General features: G+C 56.2%; 16 protein-coding genes and 1 rRNA gene. 13 read left to right on the top strand and 4 right to left on the bottom strand.

Going from position 1 to position 23,744, the window contains the following annotated elements; translation table 11 throughout:
- The 4 genes from rrf to ACTJJI_RS20160 all read left to right on the top strand — a co-directional run.
- Positions 1-114: ribosomal RNA gene (gene rrf, locus ACTJJI_RS20175) — 5S ribosomal RNA — on the top strand; the annotation flags it as partial.
- 126 nt (positions 115-240) lie between these two features.
- Positions 241-1,269 carry a UDP-N-acetylmuramate dehydrogenase gene (gene murB / locus ACTJJI_RS20170; RefSeq protein WP_046889681.1) on the top strand — a complete coding sequence of 343 codons (1,029 nt, stop codon included), beginning with the start codon at positions 241-243 and terminating at the stop codon, positions 1,267-1,269.
- Positions 1,266-2,228 (top strand): bifunctional biotin--[acetyl-CoA-carboxylase] ligase/biotin operon repressor BirA, encoded by a 963-nt coding sequence (gene birA / locus ACTJJI_RS20165; protein ID WP_014833681.1) that lies wholly within the window; start codon positions 1,266-1,268, stop codon positions 2,226-2,228. The genes murB and birA overlap by 4 nt, the downstream gene beginning before the upstream one ends.
- A gap of 13 nt (positions 2,229-2,241) precedes the next feature.
- A complete protein-coding gene (locus tag ACTJJI_RS20160) occupies positions 2,242-3,234 on the top strand; it encodes a glycosyl hydrolase family 8 (protein WP_014833680.1) in 993 nt (330 codons plus the stop codon).
- Positions 3,235-3,269: 35 nt separating this feature from the next.
- On the opposite strand, the gene bcsG is transcribed toward ACTJJI_RS20160, so the two are convergent.
- The 3 genes from bcsG to bcsE are packed head-to-tail and all read right to left on the bottom strand — an operon-like array spanning position 3,270 to position 6,695.
- On the bottom strand, positions 3,270-4,949 hold the full coding sequence (gene bcsG / locus ACTJJI_RS20155) for a cellulose biosynthesis protein BcsG (RefSeq protein ID WP_014833679.1): 1,680 nt from the start codon (positions 4,947-4,949) through the stop codon (positions 3,270-3,272).
- Positions 4,942-5,139 carry a cellulose biosynthesis protein BcsF gene (bcsF, locus tag ACTJJI_RS20150; RefSeq protein WP_046889679.1) on the bottom strand — a complete coding sequence of 66 codons (198 nt, stop codon included), beginning with the start codon at positions 5,137-5,139 and terminating at the stop codon, positions 4,942-4,944. Before bcsF ends, bcsG begins: the two co-directional genes overlap by 8 nt.
- On the bottom strand, positions 5,133-6,695 hold the full coding sequence (bcsE, locus tag ACTJJI_RS20145; protein ID WP_014833677.1) for a cellulose biosynthesis c-di-GMP-binding protein BcsE: 1,563 nt from the start codon (positions 6,693-6,695) through the stop codon (positions 5,133-5,135). The genes bcsF and bcsE overlap by 7 nt, the downstream gene beginning before the upstream one ends.
- Positions 6,696-6,868: 173 nt before the next feature.
- On the opposite strand from bcsE, the gene bcsR reads away from it, so the two are divergent.
- The 9 genes from bcsR (at position 6,869) to ACTJJI_RS20100 (ending at position 22,730) form a co-directional block, all read left to right on the top strand.
- On the top strand, positions 6,869-7,057 hold the full coding sequence (gene bcsR, locus ACTJJI_RS20140; protein WP_013099220.1) for a cellulose biosynthesis protein BcsR: 189 nt from the start codon (positions 6,869-6,871) through the stop codon (positions 7,055-7,057).
- Between the two features lie 11 nt (positions 7,058-7,068).
- Positions 7,069-7,821, top strand: coding sequence for a cellulose biosynthesis protein BcsQ (gene bcsQ, locus ACTJJI_RS20135; RefSeq protein WP_014833676.1), 753 nt, complete (start codon positions 7,069-7,071; stop codon positions 7,819-7,821).
- On the top strand, positions 7,818-10,433 hold the full coding sequence (gene bcsA, locus ACTJJI_RS20130; RefSeq protein ID WP_047360433.1) for a UDP-forming cellulose synthase catalytic subunit: 2,616 nt from the start codon (positions 7,818-7,820) through the stop codon (positions 10,431-10,433). The genes bcsQ and bcsA overlap by 4 nt, the downstream gene beginning before the upstream one ends.
- A 10-nt stretch (positions 10,434-10,443) precedes the next feature.
- The gene (gene bcsB, locus ACTJJI_RS20125) at positions 10,444-12,867 is read left to right on the top strand and encodes a cellulose biosynthesis cyclic di-GMP-binding regulatory protein BcsB (RefSeq protein WP_257256450.1); all 2,424 of its coding nucleotides are present in this window, start codon (positions 10,444-10,446) and stop codon (positions 12,865-12,867) included.
- A 6-nt stretch (positions 12,868-12,873) separates the two neighbouring features.
- On the top strand, positions 12,874-13,977 hold the full coding sequence (gene bcsZ / locus ACTJJI_RS20120) for a cellulose synthase complex periplasmic endoglucanase BcsZ (RefSeq protein WP_428184543.1): 1,104 nt from the start codon (positions 12,874-12,876) through the stop codon (positions 13,975-13,977).
- Positions 13,959-17,441 (top strand): cellulose synthase complex outer membrane protein BcsC, encoded by a 3,483-nt coding sequence (gene bcsC / locus ACTJJI_RS20115; protein ID WP_248063598.1) that lies wholly within the window; start codon positions 13,959-13,961, stop codon positions 17,439-17,441. The genes bcsZ and bcsC overlap by 19 nt, the downstream gene beginning before the upstream one ends.
- Before the next feature lie 119 nt (positions 17,442-17,560).
- On the top strand, positions 17,561-19,567 hold the full coding sequence (hmsP, locus tag ACTJJI_RS20110; RefSeq protein ID WP_014833671.1) for a biofilm formation regulator HmsP: 2,007 nt from the start codon (positions 17,561-17,563) through the stop codon (positions 19,565-19,567).
- A 159-nt stretch (positions 19,568-19,726) separates the two neighbouring features.
- Positions 19,727-21,013 (top strand): dicarboxylate/amino acid:cation symporter, encoded by a 1,287-nt coding sequence (locus tag ACTJJI_RS20105; protein ID WP_013099213.1) that lies wholly within the window; start codon positions 19,727-19,729, stop codon positions 21,011-21,013.
- A 226-nt stretch (positions 21,014-21,239) separates the two neighbouring features.
- On the top strand, positions 21,240-22,730 hold the full coding sequence (locus tag ACTJJI_RS20100; protein ID WP_440655323.1) for a M16 family metallopeptidase: 1,491 nt from the start codon (positions 21,240-21,242) through the stop codon (positions 22,728-22,730).
- 66 nt (positions 22,731-22,796) lie between these two features.
- Here the strand turns inward: ACTJJI_RS20100 and ACTJJI_RS20095 are convergent, their stop codons facing one another.
- Positions 22,797-23,726 (bottom strand): sugar kinase, encoded by a 930-nt coding sequence (locus tag ACTJJI_RS20095; RefSeq protein WP_440655321.1) that lies wholly within the window; start codon positions 23,724-23,726, stop codon positions 22,797-22,799.
- Positions 23,727-23,744 lie beyond the last annotated feature (18 nt).

The following is a 23,744-nucleotide window of genomic DNA, read 5'->3' as shown; positions in this document are numbered from 1 at the left end:
TGGCGGCTTTAGCGCGGTGGTCCCACCTGACCCCATGCCGAACTCAGAAGTGAAACGCCGTAGCGCCGATGGTAGTGTGGGGTCTCCCCATGTGAGAGTAGGGAACTGCCAGGCATCAATTAAGTGAAGAGGCCATCCGAAAGGATGGCCTTTTTGCGTTTCCAGACTGCACAAACTATTCCCCCACAACCCGCTGCTTATACGGTAAACTACCTGCGTTTTTGCATCAGGATAGCGCCTATGAACCACTCCCTTAAGCCCTGGAATACCTTTGGTATTCAACGGAATGCTAATCAAATTGTACGCGCCGATACGGCCCAGCAACTGCTGGATGCATGGCAAAGCGCAACAGAAAACAACGAACCCGTACTGATTCTGGGCGAAGGCAGTAATGTCCTGTTTCTCGATGATTTTGCCGGGACGGTCATTATTAACCGCATCATGGGAATTGATGTCGAAGAGTGTGCCGATAGCTGGCGTTTGCACGTAGGTGCTGGCGAAAACTGGCATCAACTGGTGCAATATACCCTCGAAAACGGGATGCCGGGGCTGGAAAACCTGGCTCTCATCCCGGGCTGCGCGGGATCATCACCTATTCAAAATATCGGTGCGTATGGCATCGAACTCAAACACGTGTGTGACTATGTCGACTGCGTTGAGCTGGCGACCGGTACGGCCCAGCGTTTAACGGCAGAGCAGTGCCGTTTTGGCTATCGTGACAGCATTTTCAAACACGAATATCAGGATCGCTACGTTATTGTCGCCGTAGGCCTGCGTTTGTCTAAAACCTGGCAGCCGGTGCTGACCTATGGTGATTTAACGCGCCTCGATCCGGCAACCGTCACCCCTCGCGATGTGTTTGACTCGGTTTGCCACATGCGAATGACCAAACTGCCCGATCCCAAAGTAAACGGAAATGCTGGCAGTTTCTTCAAAAACCCCGTGATAAGCAGCGAAAATGCAAAAGCATTGCTGGCGGGATGGCCTTCAGCACCCCATTACCCGCAGGCGGATGGCAACGTCAAGCTGGCCGCAGGGTGGCTTATCGATCAATGCCAGCTAAAAGGCACAGCTGTAGGTGGCGCTGCAGTTCACCGCCAACAGGCACTGGTGCTGATTAATCAACACGATGCGACCAGTGACGACGTCGTGCAACTGGCGCATCAGGTGCGTCAGAAAGTAGGAGAAAAATTTAACGTCTGGCTGGAGCCGGAAGTCCGCTTCATAGGTCGTACGGGTGAAGTGAATGCCGTGGAGGTCATCGCGTGAAGGACAATACCATCCCGTTAACCCTGATTGGCATCCTTGCCGATGGTGAGTTTCATTCAGGGGAACAATTAGGCGAGCAGCTGGGTATGAGCCGTGCTGCCATTAATAAACATATTCAGACCCTCCGCGACTGGGGGGTTGATGTCTTCACCGTGCCCGGAAAAGGCTACAGTCTGCCGGAGCCCATTCAGCTTCTGAATGAAGAGCTCATCCGCAGCCAGATAGGGCATGGCAACGTGGCCGTATTGCCAGTAATCGATTCGACAAACCAGTACCTTCTGGAACGGATAAGCGAACTGGCATCAGGGGATGCCTGCGTTGCAGAGTACCAGCAGGCCGGGCGTGGTCGCCGTGGGCGCAAGTGGTTTTCACCGTTTGGCGCTAATCTCTATCTTTCCATGTACTGGCGCCTTGATCAGGGCCCTGCTGCCGCCGTAGGCCTCAGTCTGGTGATCGGGATTGTGATGGCGGAAGTTCTGCACGAACTTGGCGCGGATAAAGTACGGGTTAAATGGCCGAACGACCTCTACCTGAACGATCGTAAGCTTGCTGGTATCCTGGTCGAACTGACGGGAAAAACAGGCGATGCTGCGCAAATTGTCATTGGTGCCGGTCTCAACATGGTGATGCGAAATGTGCAAAGCGATGTGGTGAATCAGGCGTGGACCAATCTTCAGGAAGCGGGGATCACCATCGACCGCAATACGCTTGCCGTGCGTATGATTAAAGAGCTGCGTACCTCTCTGTCTCTCTTTGAACAAGAAGGGCTGGCATCGTTTCTGTCTCGTTGGGAAAAACTCGATAACTTTATCAACCGACCGGTGAAACTGCTGATTGGCGATAAAGAGATCTACGGTATCTCCCGCGGCATTGATGCGCAGGGCGCCCTGCTTCTGGAGCAGGATGGCGTCATCAAGCCCTGGGTAGGCGGTGAGATCTCCCTGCGCAGCGCGGAATAACCGGACTGAGTGAATGATGCGAAAATCTGTCTGCGCCACACTGGTCGTGATGAGTCTGCTGGTCTCTCCACTCTCTCATGCCGGTCAGGCCTGGGAGAGTTATAAAGCACGCTTCTTCAAACCGGAAGGACGCATTGTCGATACCGGCAATGGCAGCGTTTCGCATACCGAAGGTCAGGGATTCGCCATGCTGATGGCGGTGGCCAACGACGATAAAACCACGTTCGATACGCTCTGGAAGTGGACCGACAACACCCTTAAGAATAAACACAACGGTCTTTATTACTGGCGCTATAACCCCGCGGAAACTGACCCGGTCGCTGACAAAAATAACGCTTCCGATGGCGATGTACTGATTGCCTGGGCACTGTTAAAAGCGAACGCGCGCTGGCATGACCAACGCTACATCCGTGCGTCGGATGCCATCACGAAGGCGCTGGTTTCCCACAACGTCATCCGGTATGCGGGTTATCGCGTCATGTTGCCGGGCGTTCAGGGATTTAAGCTGGACAACGAGGTGGTGCTCAACCCCTCTTATTTCATTTTCCCGGCCTGGCAGGCGTTTGCCGAACGCAGTCATTTGCCGGTCTGGCGTGAATTGATGAAGGACGGGCAACAGCTACTGGCCCAAATGGGGTCGGGTAAAGCCGGGTTGCCCACGGACTGGGTCTCGCTGGACGCGAAAGGGAAGCTGGTACCCGCCAGTGCCTGGCCGCCACGTATGAGCTATGACGCCATCCGCATTCCGCTGTACGTCGCCTGGGCTGATAAAAAAAGCCCGCTGCTGACACCGTGGCGGACCTGGTTCGGCCAGTTCCCACGGGAACACACTCCCGCGTGGGTTAACGTCACCACGAATGAATATGCCCCCTATATGATGGCAGGCGGTCTGCTGGCTGTAAGGGATTTAACGATGGGGCAGTCAACCGGCGAACCCGAAATTACCCCCGAAGATGACTATTATTCCGCGAGCCTGAAGATGCTCGTCTGGCTCGCGGAACAATAATTCCCCCTCCCCAATGGGAAGAGGGTCGGTAGAACTTACTGCGGATAAGGGACCCAGTCTCCGCCGTTCAGGCGAACGTACGGTTTGTTCTGGTACTGAATCACGACCGCGTTAGCGTTCTCAGAGACTTCAGCGGTTTGCGGCAGATTACTGGTGAGCTGATCCCAGTTCACGCTATCTTCCACAAACAGCTTACCATCGACCGCGCGGGCCACAAGTTCTGAGATCGCCAGATAGCTGGTTGGCTGAGTGATCTCAATTGGCGCGCCCTGATGCGGTGCCTTCATGCCAAAGAATTTAATCCCGGCAGGCACGTTGGTAATGGACGGGCTGGGGATATCACGCAGACCGGATACCTGCATTCTGTCGCCTTTCAGCGCCCCACCGTGTTCTGGAACGACAACCACCATCACTTTACGGCCAGATTTTTCCAGTTCAGTGAAGAACGCATCCAGCTCATCAAAGAACTTTTGCGCACGCACTTTGTAATCTGCGGTTTTGCTCACGCCAGGGAAGTGGTTACCGTCGTGAAGCGGCAGGGTGTTATAGAACGTCGCGCTGCGCGGATTGCTGTCTTTTTCGATGGTTTGCAGCCAGCGCTGTAGCACGGCGGTATCGTCATAGACGGGTGAACCGTCGAAGCCCAACAGCGTAACCGGCAGACCGGTTTGATCCATCAGCGGTGCCTGCATACCCCCTTGTTCACGTACCTCTTTCAGGAAGTTACCGAACTGGCCGTTATGCCCCAGCATCAGGTGCTGCGTAAAGCCCAGTTTTGCCAGGTTATCGAACAGATAACACTGGTTGCCAGCGGGCTGATACAGATTCTTATGCGATGGCTGACCGCAGCTTGCACGCAGCAGACGAATTGCCGCCGGGCCGCTGTACGAGGTGGCAGAGTTAAAGTCTTTAAACTGGATATCGAAATGCGACCAGAGCGGGTGCGACATTAAACCAGCCGCGTCAACATCAGCCCAGGAGAGGGAACAGATGTTGATCACCAGCAGTTCAAACGGCTGGGCATCCGCCGGGAGCGCATCCGGGAATTTAGTCTGACGCTTATCTTCCGCCGTGTAGAAGCTGGAAAGCCAGGCGTTCAGGTTGGTTGAGGTTGGCGGCGCGGTCTGCGCTGGAATATCACCCACCACCGGCGTATCGCCTGCCGTGGTGACGGTTGCTGCCGCACTCCCGCCGGTAGTGGTCACCGTGCTGGTCGGTTGACCGGCTGGCCACAGGGAGAAACTTGGTCCTGCCAGCGTCAGAACGTTCAGCCAGATCATAATGGCGACGACAAACACCGTGACGCGGATCCACTGTGACAGAAACAGCCAGGCAACCAGCAGCACGAAGATCGCGCCAATCATCTGCCAGTTAATAAAGCGCTCGGTCAGGTCCAGCATATAGCTGGCGCTAAATCCCGCCACCTGAGAACCCTGGCTCATGATGCTGTCCGGCCCCGGTAGCCAGGTATCATGCCAGAACAGCGCAAAGCCCACGGGGATGGCAATCCAGTGACGTAAGCGATGCAGCCTGATGTTCGGCAGCGGCATCAACAGGAAGGCCATAAACACCAGGTTGAGCAGGGGATGGAAGTTGAGATAGCCAGCCCACAGCAGACCAAACTTCACCAGAAAGTAGAAGTTCCAGCCAGAAAGGCCGCGCCAGTATTGCCAGAGCGGCGATGGTGACGAAGCGGTATAAGTAGAATTAGTCATGTTTTCGGTCTGCCTTGACGTGTGATGCCCGTGTCAGTGTTCCGGCTGGTTTGACATAGCGAGGTTTGCCAAATACCACTCTGGACGTATCGCGAATACGGCGCAGTGAATGGCGTGCATAGTAACCAAGCGGGAAAAAGATCAGCGCACAGAATACGACCAGTTGAATGATATCGCTGATATTCATGATGGTGCGTTCTCCCCATTCTCAGTTAATAAGCGAAGGGGTTCCGGAACCCGACGCCAGACATGGCCGTCATGCCTTGCATTGAGGATCGGTTTTAAATCGCTTGCCGCAGGGAGCGGTTTAACCCAGTTTTCAGGCGCAAGGGTGCGCATCTGCACCAGCTCAGCGCTGATCAGATTGTCTTCGAACCAAATCATACGGTTCGAGAAAATATCCCCGGTAGGCAGGGGGAAGATATGGTTCAGCGCGGTATCGAGATCGTTCACCCGACAAAAGGACAAAAACAGCACCAGACGGTTGTCGCCAATCGTCATGATGTCCCCGGTACGGTTAGGACGACATAAAGTGAGCGCCTGTTCAACGCGGATCCCCGGCACAGGACGCAGGGCAACCATTACCCCTTTCCCGTCTGCAGGAAGCAGCGTGTTGTTCATCATGTTACCAACGGCATCACAGAAGGTATCCCATTTCTGGTAACCGCGCAGTTTCATTGGCTGGGTCATGGAAAGCAGCGTGGAAATATCTTCCGGTACGTGGCGGTTGAACTGCTGACCCTGCACACTTTCGATGAGCGTCAGGCAGCGTGAGAGTGGGGCATTCCACGGGATCACCATGTTTGCGCCACAGCCCAAAAGCAGACGCTCATCGGTGGCACGCAGGCTGGTATTGTTTTCGCGTACCACTATTTTTAACGCACTGCCGCGCTGACGACGTAAGGTATGAATTTGTCTTGCCAGCGTTTCAATCTGGTTATTCTGCATCAGCGAGAAAACCAGGGTGGCCGCCTGCGTCGTGCGGGCTTCATGAAAAAGCGCTTCATTGGAGTCAAACAGCGACCAGTTTTCAGACAGCGCGGGCGCGCCTTCCAGCACCGCGATATGGCTCAGGATCCGTTTTTCATCGCTGCGCGGTTGCACCACGGTTTCTTCTTGCTGGGCAAGGTGCCACTCACCGTCAATATGGTTAAGCGTTAGCTGTTGTCGGGCGCTCACCCCTTTTTCATTACACCAGAATGCAATATCGTAGAGATAGCTCCCCGCCTGGTCGCGAAGACTTGCCAGGCCGAAAAGAGATCGATATTCACCCATTAAAAGTGAGAACAGCTTATCGTTATTACTGCCGGGATTGATTATCAATAGCGTGCAATTTTGAAATCTTGCCCATTTATTGATTTTTTCCAGCCACTGCAGCAGTTTTTCAGCAGGGATATTTTGCAGGGCGTTATGTGAACATTTAAGAATCAATAAATAGTGATCCGGATCGATGGAGCACTGAATGTCGCGGGACAAAAAGTATAGACTATCTGCTTCTGAGGGCATGGAAAATAATCGCACCGTCTGTGGACCGCGGTCACGTTCCAGGGTGATAATTTTGTTGGGATCGTCGCCCATGCTAATGACCGCCACCCGGGCATCCTTGTTCTGGGCGGAAATTGTCTGGTTTACCAGACTGATAGCATCTTCATTGCGATCCGAATTAATCCACCAGACCCCTCCGACTGGCATGTGGCGCAATTCGTCCCATAATGACTGGATGCCAATAGAAAATATGGAGTCCACGGTGTCCCTCTTTTCGTCTAATTTATCTGTATATCAGTTTACTAGCGAAAGCGTAGAAATAAACCTAACATTGAAATTAAAGAGCATCAGATTTAGCATGTAAATGAAATTTCACCGGGCAGGAAGCCTCGCTACTTCTGAACGTGCGAAGATACTCAAAGGGATGGAAAAAAATGGATAATAATGAACCCGGAACCCCAGTCGATTCGACCCTGGGTTACACATTCCAAAACGATTTTCTGGCGCTGACGCAGGCCTTTTCTTTACCTGAAATAGATTACACCGATATTTCCCAGCGGGAACAGTTGGCCGCGGCTATTAAACGTTGGCCGTTATTAGCTGAATTTACCCAACAACAATAAGGGAGCCATTGATGGCCATACTCGGATTACAGGGCGTCCGTGGTGGAGTGGGTACAACATCCGTTACCGCGGCGCTGGCGTGGTCATTACAGCTTTTAGGTGAATCGGTGCTGGTAATTGATGCCTGCTCCGACAATTTGCTACGTATGTCATTTAACGTCGACTTTACCCGTACCGAGGGTTGGGCCCGCGCGTTGCTTGATGATAAAGACTGGCGTGATGCGGGTCTGCGTTACACCTCCCAGCTTGATTTACTGCCGTTTGGTCAACTGACCACGACGGAACGTGAAAACGAAGCAGCGTATCAACGCTTATTTTCACAATTCACGCTCGCGCTGCAGAGTCTGAAAGAAAAAGGCCATTATCAGTGGATCCTGCTGGATCTGCCACACGGCGCCGGCACGCTGACCCGACAGTTGATTGCACAATGTGACCATGTACTCTCCATTGTGAATGTCGATGCAAATTGCCATATCCGTTTGCATCAGCAAGGGTTGCCGCAGAATAGCCATATCCTGATCAACGATTTACGTATTGGCAGCCAGATCCAGGACGATCTGTATCAGGTTTGGCTGCAAAGCCAGCGCCGCCTGTTGCCGATTGTGATCCATCGTGATGAAGGCATGGCGGAATGTCTCGCCTCCAAACAGCCACTCGGCGAGTACCGCAGCGATTCACTGGCGGCAGAAGAGATCCTGACGCTGGCAAACTGGTGTCTGCTGCACTTCGCCAATGGGGCGGAACCTGCCAGGAGTACGGTATGAGCCGACTCTCCAGCTGGTTACTCATCCCACCGGTCAGTTCGCGCTTAAGCGACCATTACCGGCATTTTCGCCGACATGGCGCGTCGGCGTTTAGCGCCGCGTTCGGCTGTTTCTGGATGATTCTGGCCTGGATGTTCATTCCCCTGGAGCACCCTCGCTGGCAGCGCATTCGTGCGCGACACAGTGAATTGTATCCGCACATTAATCCTGACCGGCCCCGGCCTTTAGATCCGGCACGTTACATTATTCAGGCGATCTGGCTGGTGGTCACCTCTGCGCGTCATGAAAAAAAGACCCCGCACTGGCGTAGTTTCAGCCGGGTCCAGCTTTTACGTGAACGCTATCATCAGTGGCTGGACAGACTGCCTGACCGCGTGGGCGATAAGACCAGCCATCTGGATAACCATAAGGAGCTCGGGCATCTGCACCCGGGCTTACGGCGTTTTATTTTGGGCGTGATCGTTGTCTTCTCGCTCATTCTGGCGCTGGTCTGTATCACGCAACCCTTTAACCCGCTGGCGCAGTTCACCTTCCTGATCCTGCTGTGGGGCGTGGCGCTGCTGGTGCGGCGTATACCGGGGCGTTTCTCCGCTCTGATGCTGATTGTGTTGTCGCTGACCGTCTCCTGCCGCTATATCTGGTGGCGTTATACCTCAACGCTGAACTGGGACGACCCGGTTAGTCTGATATGCGGTCTGGTGCTGCTGTTTGCAGAAACCTACGCCTGGATCGTGCTGGTGCTGGGCTATTTCCAGGTGATCTGGCCGCTCAACCGCCAACCAGTTCCGCTGCCAAAAGATACGTCGACGTGGCCGACTGTCGATCTCTTTGTGCCGACCTATAACGAAGACCTGAGCGTGGTGAAAAATACCATTTATGCCGCGCTGGGCATCGACTGGCCCAAAGATAAGCTCAAAATCTGGATCCTGGATGACGGCGGTCGCGCCGCGTTCCGTCAGTTCGCAGAAGAGGTGGGCGTTGAGTATATCGCCCGTACCTCGCACGAGCATGCCAAAGCCGGGAACATCAACAACGCGCTGAAGTATGCAACAGGGGAGTTTGTCTCTATCTTTGACTGCGACCACGTGCCGACGCGCTCGTTCCTGCAGATGACGATGGGCTGGTTCCTGAAAGAGAAGGAGCTGGCGATGATGCAGACGCCGCACCATTTCTTCTCACCGGATCCGTTTGAACGTAACCTTGGTCGTTTCCGTAAAACCCCGAACGAAGGCACCCTGTTCTATGGTCTGGTGCAGGATGGCAACGACATGTGGGATGCGACCTTCTTCTGCGGTTCCTGTGCGGTTATCCGCCGTAAACCGCTGGATGAAATTGGCGGCATCGCGGTTGAAACGGTCACTGAAGATGCGCACACCTCGCTGCGCTTGCATCGCCGCGGCTATACCTCGGCCTATATGCGTATCCCTCAGGCGGCCGGTCTGGCGACGGAGTCACTGTCGGCGCATATCGGCCAGCGTATTCGCTGGGCGCGCGGCATGGTGCAGATTTTCCGTCTTGATAACCCGCTGCTGGGTAAAGGCCTCAAGCTGGCGCAACGTCTGTGCTACGTCAACGCCATGTTCCACTTCTTATCCGGTATCCCGCGGCTCATCTTCCTGACCGCGCCGCTGGCGTTCCTGCTCCTTCACGCCTATATCATCTACGCACCGGCCCTGATGATTGCGCTGTTTGTGCTGCCGCACATGATCCACGCGAGCCTGACGAACTCGAAGATTCAGGGGAAGTATCGCCATTCGTTCTGGAGTGAAATCTACGAAACGGTGCTGGCCTGGTATATCGCGCCGCCGACAATGGTGGCGCTGATTAACCCGCATAAAGGCAAATTCAACGTCACTGCGAAGGGTGGCCTGGTGGAAGAAGAGTATGTCGACTGGGTGATCTCCCGTCCGTACATCTTCCTGGTGCTGCTGAACATTGTGGGCGTGATTGCCGGTATCTGGCGCTACTTCTACGGTCCGGAAAACGAGATCCTGACGGTGTTCGTCAGTATGGCATGGGTATTCTACAACCTGATTATTCTCGGCGGTGCGGTGGCAGTATCGGTGGAGAGCAAGCAGGTACGTCGCGCACATCGCGTTGAAATCAGCATGCCTGCGGCGATAGCCCGTGAAGATGGCCATCTCTTCTCCTGTACCGTACACGACTTCTCCGACGGTGGTCTGGGTATCAAAATCAACGGTCAGGCGAAGGTGCTGGAAGGGCAGAAGGTCAACCTGCTGCTTAAGCGCGGCCAGCAGGAGTATGTCTTCCCGACACAGGTTGTGCGTGTGGCAGGCAATGAAGTGGGTCTGCAGCTGATGCCGCTGACCAGGAAGCAACATATTGATTTTGTGCAGTGTACGTTTGCCCGCGCGGATACGTGGGCTCTCTGGCAGGACAGCTTCCCGGAAGATAAACCTCTGGAAAGCCTGCTGGATATTCTGAAGCTGGGGTTCCGTGGCTATCGTCACCTTGCAGAATTTGCCCCGTCGTCGGTGAAAATAATTTTCCGGTCACTTACTTCGCTGGTTTCCTGGGTCGTGTCGTTCATTCCTCGTCGTCCTGAGCGGGATGAGGCGAAGCAGGCGGACCCGGTTATGGCTCAACAATGATGATAACGCGATGAAAACAAAACTTTCCTGGTTATGTGCAGTGGCAATGGGGATGAGTACGCTCCCCGCAACAATGGCTAACGCAGCGCCTGATAACGTCGCGGCCACGCCAGCTCCTACGGTGCCTGTGGTTGCGCAAGCGACCGAACCGGTTGTCACGGCGGCACCCGGGCAGACAGAAAACCTGGTGCCCAACCAGCCGACAGCGGGCAACACCTTGCCGGCAGATACGCAGGTTGTGGGGCAGGTGATGCCGGGCGTGCGGGGCGCTAACGCGCCGGTTGTCGCGGAGAATGCGCCGTCACGAGACGTGAAGCTCACCTTTGCGCAGATTGCGCCGCCTCCGGGCAGCATGGTGCTGCGCGGCGTTAACCCTGACGGCGGTATCGAGTTTGGCATGCGCAGCGATGAGGTTGTCTCTAACGCAGTGCTGAATCTCGAGTATACCCCGTCGCCATCGCTGTTGCCGACGCAGTCTCAGCTGAAGGTCTACCTCAATGATGAGCTGATGGACGTTCTGCCGGTCACCAAAGAGCAGTTGGGCAAGAAAACCCTGGCGCAGGTGCCGATCAACCCGCTGTTTATCACCGACTTTAACCGTATCCGTCTGGAATTTGTGGGCCACTACCGTGACGTCTGCGAAAACCCGGCCAGCAACACGCTGTGGATGGATATCGGGCGTAACTCATCGCTGCAGATGACCTACCAGTCTCTGGCGCTGAAAAACGATCTCTCAGCGTTCCCGGTGCCGTTCTTCGATCCGCGCGATAACCGTCCGCTCACCCTGCCGATGGTCTTTGCCTCCTCTCCGGATGTGACGGAACAACGCGCGGCGACCATTGTGGCCTCCTGGTTCGGCTCCCGTTCCGGCTGGCGCGGGCAGAACTTCCCGGTCATGTACGACAAAATCCCTGACAGAAATGCCATCATCTTCGCCACCAATGCGAAGCGTCCTGCATTCCTGCGCGAGCACCCGGACGTCAAAGCCCCGACCATTGAGATGATTAGCCACCCGGACAACCCGTATGTGAAGCTGCTGGTGGTCTTTGGCCGTGACGAAAAAGACCTGGTGCAGGCGGCAAAAGCGATTGCGCAGGGGAATATCCTGTTCCGCGGCAGCAGCGTGGTGGTCGATGAGGTCAAGCCGCTGCTGGCACGTAAACCGTATGACGCGCCAAACTGGGTGCGTACCGACCGGGCAGTGACCTTCGGTGAGCTGAAAACCTACGAAGAGCAGCTGCAGGCGACGGGGCTTGAGCCATCGCCTATCAGCCTGTCGCTGAACCTGCCGCCGGACCTGTATCTGCTGCGGACCAACGGCATTGATATCAACCTGAACTACCGTTACACCGCGCCGTCAACCAAAGACAGCTCGCGCATGGATATCAGCCTGAACAACCAGTTCCTGCAATCCTTTAGCCTGACCAGCACCCAGGACACTAACCGGCTGATGCTCCGTCTGCCGGTATTGCAGGGGCTGCTGGATGGTAAGACCGATGTCTCTATCCCGGCGCTGAAGCTCGGGGCGATAAACCAGCTGCGCTTTAATTTCCAGTACATGAACCCACTGCCTGGCGGTTCGGTGGACAACTGCATCACCTTCCAGCAGGTGCAGAACCACGTCGTGATTGGCGATGAGTCGACCATCGACTTCTCGAAGTACTATCACTTCCTCGCGATGCCGGATCTGCGGGCATTTGCCAACGCGGGCTTCCCGTTCAGCCGCATGGCGGACCTGTCTGAATCCATTGTTGTGATGCCAAAAGCGCCAAACGAAGAGCAGGTGACCACCCTGCTGGACACCATGGCGACCGTGGGCGCGCAAACGGGCCTGCCGGCGATTAACGTCACGTTGACTGACGATGGTGCGCAAATCCAGAACAAAGATGCAGACATCATGGTGATCGGGACCATCCCGGATAAGCTCAAAGATGAGAAGCGTGTCGATCTGCTGGTTCAGGCTGCTCAGTCCTGGGTTAACACGCCGCTGCGTCAGACCCAGTTCCCGAGCATCATGCCGGATATCAACGATCGTAAAGCCAGCGCGCAAACGGCGGTAACGTCTCAGGGCGCGATGGCGGCCGTGGTCGGTTTCCAGTCACCGTACAACGATCAGCGTAGCGTCATTGCCCTGCTGGCAGACAGCCCGCGCGGCTATGAACTGCTCAACAGCGCGATGAACGACAGCGGTAAACGTGCCTCCATGTTCGGTTCTGTCTCGGTGATCCGTGAGTCGGGCGTCAACAGCCTGCGCGTGGGCGATGTGTACTATGTAGGCCATCTGCCATGGTTCGAACGTCTGTGGTATGCGCTCTCTAACCATCCGGTTCTGCTGGCTATCCTGGCCGCCGTCAGCGTGGTGTTGCTGGCCTGGGTGCTGTGGCGTCTGCTGCGAATCATCAGCCGTCGTCGCCTGAATCCGGATCATGAGTAAGATGTGATGAAAGCCTTTCGCTGGTGTGTAGTCGGATTGATGCTGGCGGCGACGCCTCTTCGTGCCGCCTGCACCTGGCCTGCCTGGGAGCAGTTTAAACAGGATTACATCAGCGAGGGCGGGCGGGTCATTGACCCCAGTGACACGCGTAAAATCACCACCTCGGAAGGGCAAAGTTACGCGCTGTTCTTTGCCCTGGCCGCGAATGACCGTAAAGCGTTCGACCAGGTGCTGGCATGGACGCGGGATAATCTTGCCGGTGGGCATCTCGACGACATGCTCCCCGCCTGGCTATGGGGACAGAAAGACAAAGAGAACTGGGCGGTCATCGACACCAATTCCGCCTCGGATGCCGATGTCTGGATTGCCTGGTCACTGCTTGAAGCGGGCCGGTTATGGAAAGACGCCGACTACACCCGCACGGGTAAGGCGCTACTCAAACGCATTGCCCGCGAGGAAATGGTGAAAGTACCCGGTCTCGGCCTGATGTTGCTCCCGGGTAAAGTGGGTTTTGCCGATGAAAACGCCTGGCGTTTTAACCCCAGCTATCTTCCGCCTCAGCTGGCGAGCTATTTCACGCGTTTTGGTGCCCCGTGGACTACCCTGCGTGAAACCAACCTGCGCTTGCTGCAGGAGAGTGCGCCAAAAGGCTTTTCGCCGGACTGGGTGCAATACCAGAAAAACAAAGGCTGGCGGTTAAAGCAGGATCCGCCGCTGGTGGGAGGATACGATGCTATCCGCGTCTATCTTTGGGTGGGGATGATGAGCGATAACGATCCCCAGAAAGCCCGGCTACTGGCACGTTTCCAGCCGATGGCCGCCACGACAATAAAACAGGGTGTTCCGCCGGAGAAAGTGGATGTGGCGAGCGGGAAACGCACGGGCAATGGCCCGGTCGGCTTCTCTGCTGCCATGCTGCCTTTTTTACAGCAGCGTGACGCGCAGGCCGTTCAGCGTCAGCGTGTGGCTGACCATTTTCCCGGTAACAATGCCTATTACAGTTATGTACTGACTCTCTTTGGACAAGGATGGGATCAGCATCGTTTTCGCTTCACCACAAAAGGTGAATTAATACCGGATTGGGGCCAGGAATGCGCAAGTTCACAGTAAATCTACTCAGTTTATCGCTTGGCCTGGCGCTGATGCCGCTGGCTCAGGCCGTCAACTCCCCGCAGCAGCAACAACTGCTGGAACAGGTGCGCCTGGGGGAATCGACGCAGCGTGAGGATTTGGTGCGTCAGTCGCTCTATCGTCTTGAGCTGATTGATCCCAACAACCCTGACGTTATTGCCGCGCGTTTCCGCTATCTGCTTCGTCAGGGCGATAATGCCGGTGCGCAAAAAGAGCTGGATCGACTGAAAGGGATCGCACCCGGTTCCAGTGCGTATCAGTCCTCACGCAATACCATGCTGCTTTCCACGCCGGATGGCCGCCAGCAGTTACAGCAGGCCCGCTTACTCGCCACGACGGGTCACACCCAGGAGGCGATTGCCGCCTATGACAAGCTGTTCGACGGCAACCCGCCGGGCGGCGATGTGGCGACGGAATACTGGAATGTGGTGGCGAAAGATCCTGCCCGCCGCAATGCGGCCATTAATCAGCTGAAGAAGATTAACAGCAGCAGTCCTGGCAATACGCAACTGCAGTCGACGCTGGCCCAGCTGCTGTTCCAGACCGGACGCCGTGATGAAGGGTTTGCGGTGCTGCAGGAGATGGCCAAATCCAGCAATGGCCGCAGCCAGGCGTCGGATATGTGGTATGAGCAGATCAAAGACCAGCCGGTCAGCAGCGCCAGCGTCTCTGCGCTGCAAAAATACCTGAGCGTATTCAGTGACGGCGAGAACGTAGCGGCAGCGCGTTCACAGCTTGAAGCGCAGCAGAAACAGCTCGCCGACCCCACCTTCCGTGCCAAAGCGCAAGGCCTGGCGGCGGTAAATGCCGGGCAGGGTGATAAGGCGGTGGCCGAGCTGCAAAAGGCGGTCAGCGCAAACCACGCTGACAGCGAAGCCGTTGGCGCGCTGGGTCAGGCTTATTCCCAGAAAGGCGACCGCGCTCGCGCGGTGGCACAGTTTGAAAAGGCGATCGCCCTCGATCCGCAGAGCGATAATCGCGGTAAATGGGACAGTTTGCTGAAGGTGAACCGCTACTGGCTGCTGATCCAGCAGGGGGATGCGGCGCTGAAAGCGAATAATCCGGCGCAGGCGGAACGCTACTATCAGCAGGCGCGCAATATCGACAATAGCGACAGTTATGCGGTGCTGGGGCTGGGTGATGCCGCAGCGGCGCGTAAAGATAACGAAGCGGCCGAGCGCTATTATCGCCAGGCGTTGCGTATGGACAGCGGTAACAGCAACGCGGTTCGCGGGCTGGCCAATATTTATCGTGCCCAGTCGCCAGAGAAAGCCTCGCAGTTTATCCAGTCGCTCTCCGCCAGCCAGCGTCGCAGCATCGATGATATTGAACGTAGCCTGACCAACGAACAGCTCTCCGCGCAGGCTGAGCAGCTGGAGAACCAGGGCAAATACGCTCAGGCCGCCGGGATTCAGCGCCGTCGTCTGGCGCTCTCCCCAGGCGACGTGTGGATCACCTATCGTCTGTCGCGCGATCTCTACAGCGCAGGCCAGCGCAGCCAGGCGGATACCCTGATGCGTCAGCTTGCCAGCCAGAAACCGACCGACCCGGACCAGGTGTATGCTAACGGGCTCTATCTTTCCGGAAACGATCAGGATCGCGCCGCGCTGGCCCATCTGGAGACGCTGCCGCGTAGCCAGTGGAACGGCAATATTCAGGAGCTCGCCGATCGTCTGCAAAGCAATCAGGTGCTTGAAACCGCCAACCGCCTGCGCGACAGCGGCAAAGAGCAGGAGGCGGAAAATCTTCTGCGTCAGCAACCTGCCTCCACCCGTATCGACTTAACCCTGGCGGACTGGGCGCAGCAGCGTGGCGATCTCAACGCGGCGAAAACGGCTTACAGCGGCGTGCTGCAGCGTGAGCCACAAAACGAAGATGCGATCCTCGGTCTGACTGAAATCTACAGCGCGCAGGGCGACAAGGCCGCTGCACGCGCCGAGCTGGCGAAACTGCCTGCGGCGCAAAACGGTCAGCCGTTGTCGCTCAATATGCAGCGCCGCATCGCGATGGCGCAGGCGGGGCTGGGTGATTCTGCTGCCGCCGCGCAGACGTTTAACAAGATCATTCCGCAGGCTAAATCGCAGCCTGCGTCGATGGAAAACGCGCTGGTGCTGCGTGATGCGGCCCGTTTTCAGGCGCAAAACGGCCAGCCTCAGCAGGCGCTGGAGACCTATAAAGATGCGATGGTCTCCTCGGGTATCACCACCACCCGTCCGGCCGATAATGACAGCTTTACGCGTCTGACGCGTAACGATGAAAAAGATGACTGGCTGAAACGCGGCGTGCGTAGCGATGCCGGTGATTTATACCGCCAGCAGGATGTTAACGTCACGCTGCAGCACGATTACTGGGGCTCCAGCGGCACGGGCGGCTACTCCGATCTGAAAGCCCACACCACCATGCTGCAGGTGGATGCGCCGCTCTCTGATGGGCGGATGTTCTTCCGCAGCGATCTGGTCAATATGGATGCCGGTTCGTTTGCCACCAACAACGGCACCTACGATCCCAAATGGGGTACCTGTGCCGAAACGCCGTGTCGCGGCAACACCAACCAGACGTCAAATGGCGCAAGCGTGGCCGTGGGCTGGCAGAATAAAACCTGGGCATGGGATATCGGCACCACGCCGATGGGCTTTGACGTCGTCGACGTGGTGGGCGGCGTCAGTTACAGCAGCGATCTCGGTCCTATCGGCTATACCGTTAACGCTCATCGTCGTCCGATCTCCAGCTCGCTGCTGGCCTTCGCCGGGCAAAAAGATACCAACACCGGCACCACCTGGGGCGGCGTGCGCGCCACCGGTGGTGGCGTGAGCATAAGCTATGACAAAGGTGAGGCGAACGGCATCTGGTCAAGCCTGAACGCGGAATCGCTGACGGGCAAAAATGTGGAAGATAACTGGCGCGTCCGCTGGATGACCGGTTACTACTACAAGCTCATTAATAAAAACAACGAGCGCCTGACGGTCGGCGTCTCCAATATGCTCTGGCACTACGACAAAGATCTGAGTGGCTATACCCTGGGTCAGGGGGGGTATTACAGTCCGCAGGAGTATGTCTCCTTCGCGCTGCCGGTGACCTGGCGTAAACGCACGGAGAACTGGTCCTGGGAGCTGGGCGGGTCTGTATCCTGGTCTCACTCTAAAACCAACGATGTGCTGCGCTATCCGATTCAGGGACTTATCCCTGTCGATGAGCCAGGCCGCTATACCGACAGAGGCGATATGGAAACCGGCAGCAGTTCTTCCGGTACCGGTTATACCGCGCGGGCCATTATCGAGCGCCGGGTGACGTCCAACTGGTTTGTTGGGCTGGGTGTGGACATTCAGGAAGCGAAAGACTATACCCCAAGCCATGCGCTGCTTTATGTTCGCTACTCCGCCGCAGGCTGGCAGGGCGATATGGACTTACCGCCGCAGCCGCTTATTCCGTATGCGGACTGGTAATCGGATTTAACTTAATCCATTTGTAAGTCTCTCTTAAAAGTGCAGCGATCGGGTATACTCAGGCGCGCCAGGTTTACACCCTGGTGCGCCCTGCGCTTCGAGTTCTGTGGAGAGTCATTTTGCGTGTCAGCCGTTCCTTAACGATCAAACAGATGGCGATGGTTTCTGCCGTCACAATGCTGTTTGTACTGCTATTTTGCGTAATTTTGCTGTTTCATTCCGTGCAGCAGAATCGCTATAACACGGCTACACAATTAGAAAGTATTGCCCGCTCGGTGCGTGGCCCGCTCTCTGCTTCGATTCTGAAAGGCGATATTCCCGAAGCGGAAACCATTTTAAAACGCATTCAGCCTGCGGGCGTCGTCAGCCGCGCAGACGTGGTGCTGCCTAACCAGTTCCAGGCGCTGCGGATGAGTTTTATCCCTGAACGTCCCGTCCCGATGATGGTGATGCGTCTGTTTGAGCTGCCGGTACAAATTTCGCTCCCCATCTACTCGCTTGAACGCCCTGCGAATCCGCAGCCGCTGGCTTATCTTGTCCTGCAGGCGGACTCGTATCGCATGTATAAGTTCGTCATGAGCTGGTTTATCACGTTAGTGACCACTTGCTTACTTATGACGCTGATCCTCAGCGTGGCGCTGACCTGGTGCATTAACCGGCTGATTGTTCATCCGCTGCGCCGTATCGCCCGGGAGCTAAACTCGCTTTCTCCCCAGGACCAGATGGGACATCAGCTTGAGCTCCCGCGCCTTCATCATGACGATGAGATCGGCATGCTGGTGCGCAGCTACAACCTCAACCAGCAGCGCATTCAGCGTCAGCAGGATGAACTGAACAGTAGCGCCACCCGTTTCCCGGTGTCGGAGCTCCCCAATAAAGCGTTTCTGATGGCGATGCTGGAGCAGACCGTGGCCCGCCAGCAGACCACCGCGTTGATGGTCATCGCCTGTGAGACCCTGCAGGACACCGCTGGCGTGCTCAAGGAGAGCCAGCGTGAAATGCTGCTGCTGACGCTGGTGGAAAAGGTCAAATCTGTTCTTGCGCCGCGCATGGTGCTGACCCAGGTCAGCGGTTATGACCTGGTGGTGATTGCAAACGGCGTGAAAGAGCCGTGGCATGCCATCACACTAGGTCAGCAAGTACTCACTGTCATTAATGAGCGGCTGCCCATTCAGGGGATCCAGCTTCGCCCCAGCGCCAGTATTGGCATTGCGATGTTCTACGGCGATCTGACCGCAGAACAGCTTTATCGCCGCGCCTTCTCGGCGGCCTTTACCGCCCGCCGCAAAGGGAAAAACCAGATCCAGTTCTTCGACCCGGAACAGATGGAAAAGGCGCAGCAGCGTCTGACGGAAGAGAGCGACATTCTCACTGCGTTGGATAACCACCAGTTTGCCCTCTGGCTGCAACCGCAGGTCAACTTGCTGACGGGTGAAGTGAAAAGCGCGGAAGCGTTGCTGCGTGTGCAACAGCCGGATGGCTCCTGGGAGCTACCGGAAGGGTTGATCGACCGCATCGAATCCTGCGGCCTGATGGTCACCGTCGGCTACTGGGTGCTTGAGGAGTCCTGCCGCCAGCTCGCCGCCTGGCAGGAGCGTGGCGTGAACCTGCCGCTGTCGGTCAATCTCTCTGCCCTGCAGCTGATGCATCCGACCATGGTCTCGGAGATGCTGGAGCTCATCAATCGCTACCGGATCCAGCCGGATACGCTGATTCTGGAAGTAACGGAAAGCCGCCGTATCGACGACCCGAATGAGGCGGTCGCGATACTGAAACCGCTGCGTAACGCCGGTATTCGCATTGCGCTGGATGATTTTGGGATGGGCTATGCCGGACTGCGTCAGCTCCAGCACATGAAAACGCTGCCGGTGGATGTTCTGAAAATCGACAAAGCGTTTGTGGAAGGGTTGCCGGAAGACAGCAGCATGGTGCAGGCCATTATCCAGATGGCGCGCAGCCTCAACCTGAATCTGATTGCCGAGGGCATCGAGACGGAAGCACAGCGCCGCTGGCTGGCTGACGCGGGTGTCGAGAAGGGCCAGGGCTTCCTGTTTGCCCGCGCCGTCCCGTCGGATGTCTTTGAACAGCGATACCTTTCAGGCGCTGGCAATAACGCAAAAGTGTAATTTTGTTGCTGGCTTGTGCGAGCCAGCTCAAAGTTCTTAACATTTGTGTTTCAAATTTGAACTGAGTTTATTTCTGTCCTGTTATGCGGGTGTTATTTTAGAGCCGCAGGTTAACCATAACCTTACAAAGCCTGTGGTTTTTCTTCCCAAGGACATTCTATGAAAACCTCACTCTTCAAAAGTCTTTACTTTCAGGTCCTGACAGCCATCGCAATCGGTATTTTACTGGGGCACTACTACCCTGAACTGGGCGCGCAGATGAAACCGCTTGGCGACGCGTTCGTTAAGCTCATTAAAATGGTTATCGCCCCGGTGATCTTCTGTACGGTAGTGACCGGTATCGCTGGCATGGAAAGCATGAAGGCGGTAGGGCGTACCGGTGCTGTGGCGCTTCTCTATTTCGAAGTGGTCAGTACCCTGGCTCTGATTATCGGTCTGATCATTGTTAACGTGGTGCAGCCTGGCGCAGGTATGAACGTCGACCCGTCGACGCTGGATGCCAAAGCGGTGGCGGTCTACGCCGAGCAGGCGAAAGATCAGGGCGTGGTCGCCTTCCTGCTGGATGTCATTCCCGGCAGCGTGATCGGGGCGTTTGCCAGCGGCAACATCCTGCAGGTGCTGCTGTTCGCCGTCATGTTTGGTTTTGCCCTGCATCGTCTGGGCAGCAAAGGCCAGCTGATCTTTAACGTTATTGAAAGCTTCTCGCAGGTCATCTTCGGCATCATCAACATGATCATGCGTCTGGCGCCGATTGGTGCCTTCGGGGCAATGGCGTTCACCATCGGGAAATACGGCGTCGGCACGCTGGTACAGCTCGGCCAGCTGATCATCTGCTTCTATATCACCTGTATTCTGTTTGTGGTGGTGGTGCTGGGTTCTATTGCCCGCGCGGCCGGTTTCAGCATCTTCAAATTTATCCGCTATATCCGCGAAGAGCTGCTGATTGTGCTGGGGACCTCCTCCTCTGAGTCGGCGTTGCCGCGTATGCTCGATAAGATGGAGAAGCTGGGCTGTCGTAAATCAGTGGTGGGGCTGGTGATCCCGACGGGTTACTCCTTTAACCTCGACGGCACCTCGATATACCTGACCATGGCGGCAGTGTTTATCGCGCAGGCGACCAACAGCCATATGGATATCTTCCATCAGATCACCCTGCTGGTGGTGCTGTTGCTCTCATCGAAAGGGGCGGCGGGCGTAACGGGCAGTGGCTTTATCGTGCTGGCGGCAACCATTTCCGCGGTAGGGCATCTGCCGGTGGCGGGTCTGGCGTTGATTCTCGGTATTGACCGCTTTATGTCTGAGGCGCGTGCGTTAACCAACCTGGTGGGTAACGGCGTGGCGACGGTTGTGGTGGCAAAATGGGTTAAAGAGCTGGATCACAAAAAGCTCGACGATACGCTGAATAATCGCTCTTCTGATAGTAAAAACCCGGGTTTATCCTCCTGATTTTCCGCTAAATACCCGCATTCCCTTGTCGGAATGCGGGCTCCTGCGCATAATAACTGTTCGTACCTGTCATAATTCGACAAGATTTTTTTTGGGTATATTGCACTTCTCACCGTGACGTTTTGCCGAACGCGCGGTCTAATCGACGTGTTTTCATCGTCATCTTTTAGAGTGAAGCGCGTCGCGAGACACTCTTTTTAACCAGGAATGTTGATCAGGGGTTCACATGCAGGGCACAAAAATTCGACTCTTAACCGGCGGTTTGCTGATGATGGCAGCAGCCAGTTATGTGCAGGCAGATGCGCTCCAGCCAGACCCGGCCTGGCAACAAGGGACCCTGGCGAATGGTTTTCAGTGGCAGGTGTTAGCCACACCGCAGCGTCCCAGCGATCGTATTGAAATCCGTCTGTCTGTGAATACCGGCTCCCTCACTGAAAGCACCCAGCAGACCGGCTTTAGCCATTTTATTCCCCGACTGGCGCTCACCCAGAGCGGCAGTTTACAGGCTGTTCAGGTGCGTTCGCTCTGGCAGCAGGGCATCGACCCGAAGCGTCCATTGCCGCCGGCCGTTGTGTCATATGACTACACCATGTTTAACCTGAGCCTGCCGAATAACCGCAACGATCTGCTTAAAGAAGCGCTTACGTATCTCTCCGATGCCACCGGCAATCTGGCGATTACGCCGGAAACCGTCAATTATGCGTTGCGCAACAGCGATATGGTCGCGACCTGGCCGACAGACACCAAAGAGGGCTGGTGGCGCTATCGCCTGAAAGGCTCAGCGCTGCTTGGACACGATCCGGCAGAGCCACTGAAACAGCCGGTGGATGCCGAACAGGTAAAATCGTTCTATCAGAAATGGTACACCCCGGACGCGATGACGTTGATCGTGGTCGGGAATGTGGACAGCCGCGCGGTGGTAGAGCAGATTAACAAAGCCTTTGGCGAGCTGAAAGGCAAGCGTGAAACGCCAGCCCCCGTCCCGACGCTCTCTCCGCTGCGTACCGAGCCTGTCAGCATCACCACTGACGCCGTGCGTCAGGATCGACTCTCCATGATGTGGGATACCGCCTGGCAGCCTATCCGTGAATCCGCCGCGCTGTTGCGCTACTGGCGTGCCGATCTGACGCGTGAAGCGCTGTTCTGGCACGTTCAGCAGACCCTCAGTAAGAACGGTGTGAAGAATATTGCTCTGGGCTTTGACTGTCGTGTGCTGTTCCAGCGCGCGCAGTGCGCCATTAATATCGAATCGCCCGGCGATAAGCTGAATGCCAATCTGGGCGTGGTGGCGAAAGAGCTGGCAAAAGTGCGCAAAGAGGGGCTGTCAGAAGATGAGTTCAACGCGCTGGTGGCGCAGAAAAAACTCGAACTGCAGAAGCTGTTTGCCACCTATGCCCGCGCCGATACGGATATCCTGATCAGCCAGCGTATTCGCTCGTTGCAGAATCAGGTGGTGGACATCGCGCCGGAGCAGTACCAGAAGCTCCGTCAGGACTTCCTGAATGGGCTGACCGTCGATATGTTAAATCAGGATTTACGTCAGCAGCTGTCGCAGGATATGGGATTAGTCCTTCTGCAGCCGAAAGGCGAGCCGGAATACAACATGAAGGAGCTGCAGGCGACATGGGATTCAATCATGACCGCCGCGCCGCAACCAACCCAGGCGGCAACGTCTGATGATCTGCATCAGGACGCGACGGATATTCCGCAGGGGTAGTAATCCTAAAAATTTCCCTCTCCCGGTGGGAGAGGGTCAGGGTGAGGGCATCAGCCCGCACCCTATTTAAGCAGGCATCGCCTCACGCGGAATAATCGCCCCGCGATACTGGATCACCTTACTGGCTGTCAGGTGTCCGCGCTGTGCTGCCGCTTCAGGCGTTCCGCCCGTCAGACGCACTGCCAGATACCCCGCGCTGAAGGAATCCCCCGCTGCTGTAGTATCTACCACTTTGTCCTTCGCCAGTTTCACCGCCGGGACGTCAATCACCGCGTCACCTGCCACCGCCACCAGGCACGACGCCGCACCACGCTTAATCACCACTTCGCTCACGCCAGCGGCCTGGGTGCGTGCGATCACCTCATCAACCGGCTTCTCGCCCCACAGAGCATCTTCATCGTCGAGCGTCAGGAACGCGATATCGGTGCACTGCAGCATCTGCTGATAAACCTGCTGCGTCTCTTCCCGGCTGGCCCACAGGCGCGGACGGTAGTTGTTATCAAAAATGACCTTGCCGCCATTGGCGCGGCATTCGCGCAGCAGCGACAGCAGCTTTTCACGACTGGTCGGGCTTAAGATGGCGAGGCTAATCCCGCTCAGATAGAGATAATCAAACGTCGCCAGCGTTTCGCAAATGGCGTCTGCGCCGTCGCTCTCCAGCCAGTATTTGGCCGCGGCTTCGTTGCGCCAGTAGTAGAAGGTGCGCTCGCCGGTGTCATCGGTCTCGATGTAATACAAACCCGGCAGGCGGTTTTCCATGCGCTGAATCAGCGAGGTATCAATGTGTTCGCTCTGCCAGGCATCCAGCATTTGCTGGCTGAAACTGTCCGTACCCAGCGCGGTCACGTAATTCACGGTGAGCGCCTCAGGCGGCACCTGGCGGGCAATATAAACGGAGGTGTTTAGGGTATCGCCACCAAAACCGCGGCTAACGTCCGCGCCTTTTTGTGACAGCTCAATCATGCATTCGCCAATGACGGCAATTTTTTTGGACATAATCATGAACCTGAACAG

The organism is Enterobacter sp. 22466 (genome assembly GCF_052044775.1).
GTDB classification, from domain to species: Bacteria; Pseudomonadota; Gammaproteobacteria; order Enterobacterales; family Enterobacteriaceae; genus Enterobacter; species Enterobacter dissolvens.
The sequence above is the reverse complement of the archived record's forward strand: the minus strand, read 5'-3'. Positions and strand labels throughout refer to the sequence as shown.